The organism is Bradyrhizobium erythrophlei (assembly GCF_900142985.1).
GTDB classification, from domain to species: domain Bacteria; phylum Pseudomonadota; class Alphaproteobacteria; order Rhizobiales; family Xanthobacteraceae; genus Bradyrhizobium; species Bradyrhizobium erythrophlei_B.
This window is the reverse complement of sequence record NZ_LT670849.1, coordinates 5,211,807-5,224,433: the sequence shown is the minus strand read 5'-3', so window position 1 is coordinate 5,224,433 and position 12,627 is coordinate 5,211,807. Positions and strand designations below refer to the sequence as shown.

11 protein-coding genes are annotated in these 12,627 nt (G+C 55.4%); all 11 read right to left on the bottom strand.

Translation table 11 applies throughout. The features are described 5' to 3' along the window. Positions 1-52: 52 nt before the first annotated feature. The gene (locus tag BUA38_RS24845) at positions 53-853 is read right to left on the bottom strand and encodes an SDR family oxidoreductase (RefSeq protein WP_072822058.1); all 801 of its coding nucleotides are present in this window, start codon (positions 851-853) and stop codon (positions 53-55) included. Positions 854-921: 68 nt separating this feature from the next. Further along, positions 922-1,689 (bottom strand): TylF/MycF/NovP-related O-methyltransferase, encoded by a 768-nt coding sequence (locus BUA38_RS24840; protein WP_072826410.1) that lies wholly within the window; start codon positions 1,687-1,689, stop codon positions 922-924. Between the two features lie 25 nt (positions 1,690-1,714). Continuing rightward, a complete protein-coding gene (locus BUA38_RS24835; RefSeq protein ID WP_072822056.1) occupies positions 1,715-2,422 on the bottom strand; it encodes a class I SAM-dependent methyltransferase in 708 nt (235 codons plus the stop codon). Continuing rightward, a complete protein-coding gene (locus BUA38_RS24830) occupies positions 2,419-3,489 on the bottom strand; it encodes a GNAT family N-acetyltransferase (protein WP_072822055.1) in 1,071 nt (356 codons plus the stop codon). Before BUA38_RS24830 ends, BUA38_RS24835 begins: the two co-directional genes overlap by 4 nt. Beyond that, positions 3,482-4,528, bottom strand: coding sequence for an N-acetylneuraminate synthase family protein (locus BUA38_RS24825; RefSeq protein WP_172806086.1), 1,047 nt, complete (start codon positions 4,526-4,528; stop codon positions 3,482-3,484). Before BUA38_RS24825 ends, BUA38_RS24830 begins: the two co-directional genes overlap by 8 nt. 14 nt (positions 4,529-4,542) lie before the next feature. Further along, a complete protein-coding gene (locus BUA38_RS24820; protein ID WP_072822053.1) occupies positions 4,543-5,661 on the bottom strand; it encodes a hypothetical protein in 1,119 nt (372 codons plus the stop codon). Beyond that, on the bottom strand, positions 5,655-6,842 hold the full coding sequence (gene neuC / locus BUA38_RS24815; protein ID WP_072822052.1) for a UDP-N-acetylglucosamine 2-epimerase: 1,188 nt from the start codon (positions 6,840-6,842) through the stop codon (positions 5,655-5,657). Before neuC ends, BUA38_RS24820 begins: the two co-directional genes overlap by 7 nt. Further along, positions 6,835-7,836: an NAD-dependent 4,6-dehydratase LegB gene (locus BUA38_RS24810; RefSeq protein ID WP_072822051.1), complete on the bottom strand. Its 1,002-nt coding sequence runs from the start codon at positions 7,834-7,836 to the stop codon at positions 6,835-6,837. Before BUA38_RS24810 ends, neuC begins: the two co-directional genes overlap by 8 nt. Before the next feature lie 65 nt (positions 7,837-7,901). Beyond that, the gene (gene cysC, locus BUA38_RS24805; RefSeq protein WP_072822049.1) at positions 7,902-9,806 is read right to left on the bottom strand and encodes an adenylyl-sulfate kinase; all 1,905 of its coding nucleotides are present in this window, start codon (positions 9,804-9,806) and stop codon (positions 7,902-7,904) included. Further along, positions 9,806-10,708 carry a sulfate adenylyltransferase subunit CysD gene (cysD, locus tag BUA38_RS24800; protein WP_338076284.1) on the bottom strand — a complete coding sequence of 301 codons (903 nt, stop codon included), beginning with the start codon at positions 10,706-10,708 and terminating at the stop codon, positions 9,806-9,808. The genes cysC and cysD overlap by 1 nt, the downstream gene beginning before the upstream one ends. A gap of 166 nt (positions 10,709-10,874) precedes the next feature. Then, positions 10,875-12,617 (bottom strand): hypothetical protein, encoded by a 1,743-nt coding sequence (locus BUA38_RS24795; RefSeq protein WP_072822046.1) that lies wholly within the window; start codon positions 12,615-12,617, stop codon positions 10,875-10,877. Positions 12,618-12,627 lie beyond the last annotated feature (10 nt).

The window sequence follows — 12,627 nt, the reverse complement described above, 5'->3', positions numbered from 1 at the left end:
CATACGGCCAGACCGCCTTCAAAGTTGTCATTTTCACTTTCACGCGCCGATGCTACCAGGCACTCCAGCCACCATCAATCATCAGGTTCTGGCCGGTTACATAAGCGGAAAGATCACTCGCCAGATAGGCGACTGCACCGATGAAATCTTCTTCCGTTGCCATTCGTTTCATGGGTGTTCGCGCGACATAGCGATCGACGAAAGCCTCCGCCTGATTTCGGTACACACCACCCAGGCTGATGGAGTTGGCCCTGATCTGCGGGGCCAGCATGGTGGCCAGCCAGCGCGTCATTTGAACGAGTCCACCCTTGCTCAACCCGTAAGCAGCGGGATTGCCCATTTCGGTGCCGCCATAGAGCGACATATCGGGGCCAAGCACGCCATAGATGGAGCTCACGTTGATGATGCTGCCGCCATGGTTGCGCATGAGCGGAGACAAGCTCTGCGCCAGATGGAAGCTCGCAATGAGATTGACTTCGATGCACCGGCGCATCACCGCGAGGCTTTGCTCTTCGAGCGGCGCCACCCAACCCTCAAGCTTTTCGACGCTATAGAAGGCTGCGTTGTTGATGAGAACGTCCAATCGGCTGAATCGCTCTTCGACGAACGGCCGCACGGTGGCCCGCAAGTCTTCGCTTTCCAAGTCGACCTCAAGCGAAACCACTTCAGTATTCCAACGCGCCGCCAATTTCCGGCTTACCGCAACGACATCGCTGTGCGCTGTATCCAAAAGGCAAAGCTTGCATTTGAGCTCCGCAAGACCATTGGCAACGGCTCTTCCGATATGGCCTGCACCCCCGGTTATCAGTGCGACCCTGCCGGAAAGGTCTGCTAGTTCCGCAAGAGTTTTCATTCATCGTCCATGAGGGATAAGACGTGCTCGTTATAGCAGGTGGTTGTCAAGCTCGCGCGGCCCAGCTTTCACTCAATCACGATATAGGATTGGGTAGGACTGAAACGGCTATGTCGAATCTTGTGCTTGCTTATGCCCAACATCTCCTTGAGCGCCAGAGTCTCCCCAGGATAAGTCGCATCGTTCAATTCGTCGAAACCAACCACAGCGCCTTTGGGCAGGCACTCCTTGATCGCCAACAGACAATCGTAAGTCGGCTGGTAAATGTCGAAGTCGAAATACGCTAACGCAATGATCGTTTCGGGGTGCTTCTTCAAATAGCCATTAATACCGACCGACGCATCTCCCTTGACGATTTCATATTTCTTAATGTGGGAGATCGGACTCTCTTGCTCGTGATAATCGAGAACTTTGGCCAGGTATGCATCATAATTTTCAGTGACGTTGTAAGCGCCGACCGAAATAATCTCATCGTTGCCGTCGCGCCTGTCGACCGAAGGAAAGCCTTCGAACGTATCGAACCCGATAATCTTCCGATTATGATTGAATGGTTCATAGATCCCCCGCAGAGAGCCATACAGCGCCATATTGCGGCCCCACCGCACACCGAACTCCATGATGACTCCATGGACATCGAGGATCTGCTGGTACATTTCATTGACGAAAAGAATCTGAGACAAATTTTGCCGGCTCAAGAATAGCGGCAGGTTCTGCAAGATCTCATGATCTGGAATCGGGGCTTCCACGAAGTTTTTCAGGAACTCGGCCCGTATTCCGGCCTCGAACTCCGAAGCATTCCATTTGGCCTTGATTTCGTGGGTCTTTTTCTGGGTCATCTTGACATCCAATTGTGCGCTTCTCTCATTTCGTGGCCGACACCAACCAGTGGAAGGTGAGGATTTCTCCATTTCGTTCCGTGCAGATCGAATGATCGATGTCTACCTTGCGGAATGCCCGAAACAATTCCAGCAATTCGTTGCGCTCAAAAAAATGAGCAATCTCATTGCCAGCGCAGGGACCGCGATCAGGAAATTGTCGAGTGCCTGGCTCGAACAATATGCCGCTGTCGCTGCCGGTCGTATCCGCACCAAACATCTTGCCGAAGAACATCCCGCCAGGCTTGAGCGTGCGGAAGACCTCATCGATCGCCGACACGATGTCGCTCCGCTTGTTGGCATACAGCGCCGCGATGTCGATAACCGCGTCGAACTCCGCATCACTCCAGGGCAAATTGACGAAATTGCCAACCCGCAAATCGACCCGGCCTTCATTGGTTGGCAGGCCGTCGGTGGATAGCCGCTTCCGCGCCTGCGCGATAGCGGTAACCGAACCGTCGATGCCGGCGACGCCATACCCTTCGCGCACGAGGTACCAAATATTAGGGCCCGGTCCGCACCCGATCTCCAGCACGCGCACCGTCGCGCGGTCTGCGGCCTGCCCATAATTGCGCGCAATAAAGCGGATCAAGTCTTCCGGCGGATAAGCACCCCAGCCGCGCGATGAGAAGATCGACTCCCAGTATCGGCTGGTGTCGCCGGCAGGACTCTTGCATTGATCTTTGATGCTCATTGCCGATCGTAAAATTGGAATCGATTCGGTGAAATCTCGCGGCCCCCTTGAATCATATCAAGCTTGAGGCCTTCATATTCATCGTGACGCCAGATGGTGCCCCCCACTAAGGACGCCAGCACACCATCCGGTGCATAGGCATGTTTGAACGAAAAAATGCTGTCGTTGGCCCTCTGCCCCCCGCCCAGGAAAAAGAACTCGCAGCCCAATTGCTTCATTTCGTGGAATATTGCTTCCTTCAAGAGAGGATTGGCTGCGAGCGGCAAATATTCGCGGCGTGTGCCGCCAAGAAACGAATGCGAATACCTGCCGTGATGCAAGACGAGTTCGCATGAAACGATCCGACCTTCATGCACTGCGTAAAAGAAGTGAAATTGACCGGGCAATTCGGTCGGCAAGGCCTTGAAGAACACTTCCGGAAAAAAATAGAAGGCGTTCGCCGAATTGCGCTCCATCGTCTGGTAGTAGATCTCCAAAAAATCAACCAAATGGCTGCAATTCGCCTCCGCAAAGCAAGTGATCCCGTTGCGCTCTGCCTTACGCAGATCTTTGCGGACGGAACTTTTGAAGCTCTCCCTCAGGGCTTGAGGCGATAATAGCAAATCCACCACAACGAAACCGCCAACATCGATAATCTCGCAGTTTCTGACGGCGAGAGTATGATTGAGCATGACCGGATGAAACCGATCGAAGCTGCAAAGCACCCGCTGATCAAACATATATCGCGCTAGCGATTGATGGAATGCTTTGAGTGCATCGGGCGATGCGCAACCAACCACCCCGCCCCGTCCGTACAGACTAATGGTGTCTTGCAAGCCTTTCGAAATCGACGAGTCCACCAAGGCGGCGAGGTCGCGCACAACGAATGGGTATAGCAGAATATCCCCCGCTCCGGACGAGAACGCAGCGCAAACCGGCATTTCCGACGGCGGCAGCATCTTCGCGCACAACCTCGCAAAGCCGGCCGAGTAGAAAATATCCCGCGCGGGCGATGGGAGCGCATTGAACAGCACGTCCCACCGTGGATCGGTCGGCTTCAGAATCGAAAACCCTCCAACGTCAGTCATTGGAAATCATCTGCCACTCGATGGGCGTGTCCGCCTTGATGTCACACCGCACCTTTCGCCCAAGCAACATGTCCAGATACTTGGGTGGGATTCCATCGACTACTTTCTTGAACTCAAGATCGCCGACTGAAAGCACGGAGCCGGCCTTGATGTCATTTCCCGCGACAACGAATCGACGAAATGCGTTACGTGCGTCGAGCTCGCATGGCATGATTTGCTTAATCCCGGTACCAATGCCTCTGTAAACGCCGCGCAGGGTGCTGCAATATTCACGCATTTCGGATGGATCGAGCGAAGCCTGGTGGTCGGGACCCGCCATATTCTTGTCGAGCGTTATGTGCTTTTCGAATATGCGCGCGCCTAGCGGCAGCGCCGCACATGCGACGAACGCACCGGTCGTGTGGTCGGACAGTCCGACTGGTAAACCAAATGCTGCCTTCAGCGTTGGAATGACCGACAGGTTCATCTGATCGATCGGCGCCGGATAGGACGACACACAATGCAGGAGGAACACCTCTTTTGTGGATTCCGATATTGCTTCGACACCCTCGGCAAGTTCGGTCATCGTGCATGCGCCAGTCGAAAAAATCACCGGAACGCCCAGCGCCGAAATCTGCCGCAGAAATGGCAAGTTGGTTACGTCCTGCGAGCCGGTCTTCATCAGGCTCACGCCTAAACTCGCGAGAAAGTTCGCGCTCTCGATCTCGTCCGGCGTGGAAAAGAACAAGATCCCTCTCTCTTCGCAGTATTTCTTCAAAGTCCCAAAGTTAGAAAACGAAAGTTCAAGCTTCTTGATGATTGCGAACTCGGACTCGGACGCGTCAGTCGTGCGCGCCTGATATTCGGGCTTCACCGAACGCGACACGCTGTAGACTTTTTCGGTGATCCAGGTCTGGAATTTGATTGCATCACAGCCTGCTTCAACTGCCGCGTCCACCAGCCTGAGAGCGGTGTTAACGTCGCCGTTATGATTGACCCCGGCTTCGGCGATAATGAAAAGGCGCTCGTTGGCGTGTTGCAGCAATTGCTTGTAGTTCATTGACATCATCGCCTTCAAACGCCGTTCAGTTTGATCACCATATCTGCGACGTCTTCTTCGCTCAGAAATTCACTCACCGGAACCAGCACATGGTCCTGCATGAATGAAACCTCGCTCGCGAAAAAATCAGACCTGCCTAGCGGGACAAAATCCCACTTATCAACCAATGTTGACAGCAGAACGTTTTGCTCAAACAGCCGCTCAAGCACTTCATTTCTTCGCTTGCCTCGAATTCTGAAGGGGACGCCGAACGGCACTGCCCCCTTCGGGAGCGCTTCGTGAACAGGTTCAAACGAGGGCGACTTCAGATTTTCGTAAAGATAAGAGGCATGGCGTCGACGCCGCGCGGCGCAGGACTCGTACGAAAATGCGTCTTCGATTGCTTTTGAGTTTTTGCTCTGGTGCCGAGGCGACAGATCCTGATTGATGATCTTGTAGTAAGCTTCATAGCTCTCATCGATTGTCACGAGCAACGGCCGCGCCGCCTCCGCGGAATGGCACTCCAGCAAGGCCCGGCACGCCTCGAGGTGCCGGTTGAAATGAGCGAGGGCGTCGTGCGGAGGCTCGAGGAGGTCGCCTTTTCCGGCGGCCAGATTGATTTCCTCGACGCGGCTGAGGATGATGGCGCCATCCGTCACGGGGAGAAACTTGTTTAGCGAGTGTAGCGCGACGTCGCCTTGCTCGCTCAACGACACGCCCTGCTCGGTGGACGAAAGAGGCGCGTGTGCGCAATCGCAGATAAGCACGGCCTCACGCTCCGCAATCATGTTTCGCAGTGATTCTGTCAGAGATGAAAAGCCGAAGTAATGAATCAGGACGAACAATACGCCCTGCCGGCATTCGCTCAGCAGGTTCGCCACGTCTACTTCGTTGGGCGCCAAGTGTTCATTGAGACGGTAATGCCGGACCGACATGCCGGCCGCACGAAAAGGCCCGATCACCCCCTCCGCAACATAGCAGGGCATCAGCACCGTCCACTCGCATCCTCGCGGCAATCGCTGAATCAGATAATTGAGCGCGCATCGTCCCGTCGACAGCCGCGCGATAGACAAACCGGAGCCGGGCAACGGGAGACCGGCGCCGGGCGTGCCGAGCTCCGAGCGCTCGGTCGCCACTCGCAACATGGTCAGCATGCAGCAGAAGGTTGAGGGTGAAAGACTTTCACAATCAGCCTCGAGAAGTCGTCAACCTTCTGCAGCTGTTCCACGATGCTCTGCGCGCAATCTCCCTTTTGATAGGGATTTTTCACCACCTGCTTGCCGAAGGTCAGTGCCCTGTCGATCGCGTCATGGATGGCTTCCGCGTCCGGCTCGCAATCAAACACAGAGTCGGCGCGCAGACGACCATCCTGTCGATTGCCAATATTGACGGTCGGTGTGCCTAACGAGGGAGCCTCATACAGTCCGCTGGAAGAGTTTCCGACGACAACATTGGCGAGCGCCAAGACTCCCAGATACCGCTTTTGTCCAAGGGAAGCAAAGACCCGCACGTTGTCCTTCCCCACCGCGAACCGACGTATTTCGTCGATCAGAGCTCGCCCCTCTGTATCGGCATTTGGCAGGGTGAGGATGATGCCGTCCTCCGGGCAGCGCCGGCTCAAGGCCTCCAGCAGCGCGTCGATCTGCAACCGCGATGACATCAGATCGAGCGTGACCGGATGGAACGTAACCAGCAAATTACGTTTCCGAAGTTTGAACTCGAGATCATCTTCCAATTGTTCCCTCGAGGGTAGCTGTGTGTGCAGCAGATGGTCGAGTCCTGGGCTCCCGACATCGAATATGTGCTTCGGGTTTTCACCCATCCGGGCCAATCGTTTCGCGGCGTCCGCGTTCGTCACAAAGTGCAAATGGGACAGCTTACTGATGCTGTGGCGGATCGCGTCGTCAAACGCGCCCGTCGTGACATCTCCCCCGCCAATATGCGCGACCGGTATTCGCAGGAACAATGCAGCCTGCGCCGCGGAGAAAATCTCGAATCGATCGCCCAGGATGATCAACAGATCGGGTCGAAGCTGCTGGAACGCGTCGGCAAGACCCAGCACGCCGAGGCCTGTGGCTTTTGCAACGCCGACTCCGCTGTCGCTTGAAAGGAGAGTCTCGACCCGCGCGGCGATTTTGAACCCGTCGGCCTCAATAACTTTCGCGGTCATGCCGAATTCGGGAGAAAGATGCATGCCCGTTGCGACAATCGACAAGTCGAACAGCGGATCGGCCAGCAACTGACGCATGAGGAAATAAAGCAAACCATAGTCCGCGCGGCTGCCCGTTACCACGCACACCTTGTGCGACGCGCGCCCTGATACCGACTTAGACATTGAACATGTCGTTCTTGTAACCGGCGCGATTCTCGAAATTCATAAACCACGCGATCGTCTTCTCCAGGCCCGCGCGAAGCCCCTCGGCGCCGGCATGTTCCGGCGACCAACCCAAGATATCCCTCGCCTTGTCGTTTTTGGCGAGTAACCGGAACACTTCACTCTGCTCCGGCCGCAGACGGGCGTCCTCCCGCGCAACGCTAATTTTCTTGTTCATAAGCTCGGCTATGAGGTACGCCAAATCGCCGATACTGATCTCAAAGCCGGTACCGAGGTTGATGATCTCACCGTTTGCCCGATCCGATTCCAATGCCGCGATAAATCCTGACGCGGTATCCTGAACAAAATTGAAGTCCCGCGTCGGTCGCAGATCGCCGAGTGAAAGCTCCGTTTTTCCTGAAGCAAGCTGCGTTACGATCGTTGGGATGACTGCGCGCGCCGACTGACGCGGTCCGAAGGTGTTGAACGGACGAACGATGGTGACCGGGGATTTGAACGAACGATAAAATGACGTCGCAAGAGCATCGGCAGCGATCTTACTGGCGGAATATGGCGACTGAGCCTGCAAAGGGTGATCTTCGTCGATCGGGGTGTATTTCGCAGTCCCATAGACCTCGCTCGTCGAGGTATGAATAATTCGGTCAAGGTCGAATTGCTGAGCGGCATGCAAGACGTTGAGCGTTCCAGTGACGTTGGTCTCGATATAGCTGCTCGGCGAGCGATACGAAAAGGGAATGGCGATGAGCGCGGCGAGATGAAAAACTGCGTCACACCCTTTGACTGCGGCGGCAACACCGAACGCGTCGCGAATGTCACCCGCGACGACTTCGAATTTGCCTCGTACGTCCGCGTCGCATCGATCGAGCCATCCCCATGAGCTGAACGAGTTGTACTGAACAAAAGCCACGACATCATAACCTCGGCGAACGAGTGCTTCAGTGAGATGCGACCCGATAAATCCATCGGCGCCGGTGACGAGAACACGCTTAGCCATATTGCTGCAATCTCAACGAATCGAGGTGACTGAGAACGTATAGTTCTTGTTTGCCGGCCAAGTCGTCATTCGCTCGTGATGACGCCGCGCCGAGCGAGTTCGGCAATTAGACCGTCGACGACTTGGGGAATCGTTCGAGACGTCGTGTCAAGCCGCACTTCAGGCTTCACCGGGGGCTCGTAGGGCTGATCAACGCCGGTAAAATTCAAGATCAATCCCTGGCGCGCCTTCTTGTAGAGACCTTTCGGGTCTCGCCCTTCGCAAACCTCAAGCGGCGTATCGACAAAAACCTCGACAAACTCGTCCTCGTCGAAAAGTCCACGCGCCTGTTGGCGTTCCGCGCGAAACGGAGAGATGAAGGCAACCAGCGTAACGAGCCCGGCGTCCGTCATCAGCTTGGCAACCTCGGACACGCGGCGGATGTTCTCGACACGATCCGCCTCGGTGAAGCCGAGGTCCCGACACAGTCCGTGACGCACATTGTCGCCATCGAGAAGATAGGTGTGAACGCCCAAATTATGAAGCCGCTTCTCGAGCGCATTCGCAATCGATGATTTCCCGGCACCGGATAGACCCGTAAACCATATGCAGCACTGACGCTGCCGCTTGATGCGGGCGCGCGCGACCTTGTCCAGATCGACGACTTGCCAATGAATATTGTGCGAACGACGCAATGCAAAATCGATCATGCCTGCGCCAACGGTTGCGTCTGTCAGGCGATCGACCAGAATAAATCCGCCGTTTTCGCGAGATGTCGCATATGGCTCGAAGGCGACGGGGCGATCGAGAGTCAGCTCGCATACCCCGATCTCGTTCAGACTCAGTGTCCGAAGCGGAACGTGTTCGAGCGTATTGACGTCGATCTTGTATTTGCAAATGCCGATCTGGGCCAATGCAGTCTGCGAACCAAGCCGGAAGAGGTAGGCCCGGCCGGGAAGCATCGGCTGTTCGCCAAGCCAGACAACTTTGGTGGAAAGCCGATCGGCGACTTCGACCGGGGCAGACGAAACGCAAATCATGTCGCCTCGACTGACATCGATCTCATCGGCAAGCGTGACCACGACCGGATCTCCGGCGTGCGCCTCATCTACATCAGCGCAGGCCTGCGACGATACAATTTGCTTGACGCGACTGCTTCCGCCGGAAGGAAACACCGTCACCATGTCGCCGATCGCAACGCTCCCTGACAAAATGTTTCCAGCGTAGCCTCTGAAATCCAGATGGGGTCGACAGATCCACTGAACAGGCAGGCGCAATGGCCGGTCCTGGGTGGCGCCAGCCACGTCAACTGTTTCGATCAAATCCAGGAGCGTTTTGTCATGATACCAACTCATTGCAGCGCTGCGCGAGACGATGTTATCGCCATCTACGGCCACTATCGGTATTGCAAACGTCTCCAGTTCACCTAGAGAGCGAGCGAACTTGCGGAAATCGGACGTAATGGCATCAAATGGACCTTGCTCGTAGCCGACGAGATCCATCTTGTTGATCGCCACGACGAGCTGGCGGATGCCCAGCAGGTAAGCGATGTATGCGTGACGCCTGGTCTGCGTCAAAAGGCCTTTGCGCGCGTCGACTAGGATTACGGCAAAGTCGGCCGTCGAGGCGCCGGTCACCATGTTGCGGGTATACTGATCGTGTCCCGGAGCGTCGGCGACAATGAATTTTCGACGCGGAGTGGCGAAGTAGCGATACGCCACATCGATCGTGATGCCCTGCTCCCGCTCCGCCATCAGACCATCTGCGAGCAGGGAAAAATCGAGGCGATCACCCGCCTTGCCCGCAGATTTACTTTCGCGCTCCAGGGTCGCAAGCGCATCATCAGGCAGCGCGCCGCAATCATAAAGCAGGCGCCCCAGCAGGGTGCTCTTGCCATCGTCAACGCTGCCACAGGTCAAGATCCGGAGGATTTGGCGCTCCCCTCCGCTCGGCACGACGCCGGCGCGGGCTGTTGCGAGGTCATCCCGCATCAGAAGTAACCCTCCTGCTTCTTCTTTTCCATCGATCCAGCCTGATCAGCATCGATGATGCGGCCCTGGCGTTCGGTCTGACGGGAAGCGCGCAACTCGTCAATCAAGTCGTCGACGGTCGACGCATCGGATTCGAGCGCGCCCGTCAACGGATAACAGCCAAGTGTTCGGAACCGGACACGACGCTGGACAGGCACCTCGCCCGGTTCAAGTGGCAGGCGTTCGTCGTCGACAACGATCAACGCTCCGTCCCGAACGACGACTGGACGTGGCTTTGCGAAGTAGAGGTCGACGACCGCAAGACGTTCAAGCTGGATGTAATCCCAGACATCGAACTCGGTCCAATTGGACAAGGGAAACACGCGCATGGTCTCCCCCGGCAGGAGGCGTCCATTATAAGTGTGCCAAAGCTCTGGACGTTGTCCCTTCGGATCCCACCGATGGCCGGCCTTGCGAACAGAGAACACGCGCTCCTTTGCTCGCGACTTTTCCTCATCCCTGCGCGCGCCGCCGATCGCCGCATCGAATTTGTGCTGATCAATCGCCTGGCGAAGGGCGTCCGTCTTCATGACCATCGTATGGATGGCGCTGCCGTGTGTGGTCGGCCCGATACCCTGAGCGAGGCCAACTGGATTTGTATGGACAATGAGTTCAAGTCCATGGCGCTCAGCGACCTCGTCGCGGAACGAAATCATTTCCTTGAACTTCCACTTAGTGTCGACATGGAGCAGCGGAAACGGCAATTTTCCTGGAAAAAATGCCTTCATGGCCAAATGCAGCAGGACGGTTGAGTCCTTACCGATTGAGTACAGGAGAACTGGCCGCTCAAACTGAGATGCGACCTCCCGAAAAATGTAAATACTCTCTGCTTCGAGTTCTCTTAAGCGACGATTGTTCGGCACGACTGAGGATCTATTTGGTTCGATTTACCGGCCCGGAAACGGATATTTGCCCGTCAAGCGACGTTGGCCGGGCGAGCGCGGACCGCTGGAAGAGCTGAGCAAAACGGCGGAGAAACGCTCCAAGCCAGAGCGCTCCAAAAAGCCATCTCGATTGGCGCACAGGCACTCATGACACAAGGCGTGAATACTTCGAGAGAAAGAGAGCATCGTCCGAATTGCGTATCGAATTCATCAGAGATTGGTAGGCCTCGGCGATTTTCCTTGCTTCCAGCCGTTCGTCTGCACATTCGGCAACCGGATAGATGCCGATATGGCTGACGTCGTCGTTAATGATCGCGTAAGTGAGCTGGGCCGCATTTTTAAGAACGGCGGGCCTGCCTCGAACCTCCGGCAAGCCCGGCTTCAGGCCCAATTTTCTTTTCGCCACTCTCTCCAGTTTTCCGGCGAACCTTACCCACGGTCGAGCAGATAAATCGCTTGGCCGATAGCCATCTGAAATATCTATGCTGACCTCCGAGTTGACATAGTTCAGCCAACGATAGGCTGCTATCACGCGGGCGAAAGACCACCCTTGTGAGGCAGCAACTCTGATTTTTTCGATGTACTCTGGAATAGAGGCAGGCTCCTCCTGAAGCGACAAATCAAAACCAAAAACCTCATCGCCGATGCCTACGACCGGTATGCCGAACAACGACGCCTCCAAAGCCGCGGTTGAAGTGTTGTTCAAGACAACGTCGGTGATCTTGAACAAGTCGTGAAGCGACAACTGATCTTCAGGCAGATTGACATGAAAGTTTTCCGGAAGATCGATATCCTTCAATAAGGCCGAAAACCTTACCGCGTTTTGGGAAGTGACTTGTTCACGCTTATTGGGAAACTCTCTTGGATGCACACGAAAAATAATCGAGTATTCGGAATTGGCTCGCGCATATTCGATCAGCCAGGTGAGCCATTCGTACTGATCAGAAAATATCGGTTGGGCCTCGAAGTGTTCAACGCCCGCATATCCAGCTGCAAGCCGCTCGTCGCCCGATCGCATTATAGCGAGAAGCACTTTCTGGCCTGCACGAATGCCGAAATGATCAAGCAGGCGCTGGGAGTGGGACTTGTCGCTCTTTATCGAATAGACCCATAGCGAAGTCGCATTTAGCAACTCACGCACGTGCTCGTTGATGATGTCGACCTGCTTGGTAGTACAAGGGATTGCCCTGTACTTTTCAGCTGTGGGCAGGCGATTGATCAACGAGTAGTTCGCGATGCCCTTGAACACCGTCATTTGCTGAAGCCGAAACTTATGGTGACGTCCGGCGTGCAACATGAAGTGAGGAATATTCGACGTATCGGCGAGAGAGCACACGGTCCTGTTGAGACTATAAAGAGAATTATAGGTCACGACCCGGTCTGGGCGATGGTAGGCCAAAACACGACGCATTGCGTAAAAAGCGAGCAAGACATTATGCAGGCGCGCAAGATATTCAGGCCAGAGCGCCGGCGGAATATTCGCGGATGACAGCTTGTGATTGAGCCAGAACTCGTAGAGCGCGAACTTTCCAAGAGGAATCCCGTCGATCTTGAACTCAAGATAATCGTTCGGAGTGAGTTCACGTGTCGCTTGCGCTGCCCGGCTCGCCTCCTCGGGCAGTAAGAATTCTTCGATTGCGAGCGATGGGAGCTTGAACTCGGCCGCGATGCTATCGCGACTTGCGCGACATTCGTCGCACCTCCTGCTTTTTGTTTCTTCGTCTTCAAATGGAACGTCGGACATCGCGAGGCAGCAGCGCTTGAAAAGTCCGTCGCAGCGGACAAAGACAACCTCATGTCCCGCTTTCGTGAGAGCATCGGCAACAAGCGCCTCGGGTACCGAATGGACTGAAAAAAACGCAATCGGGCTAAAAAAAAGTACTTTCATGGACGATTCG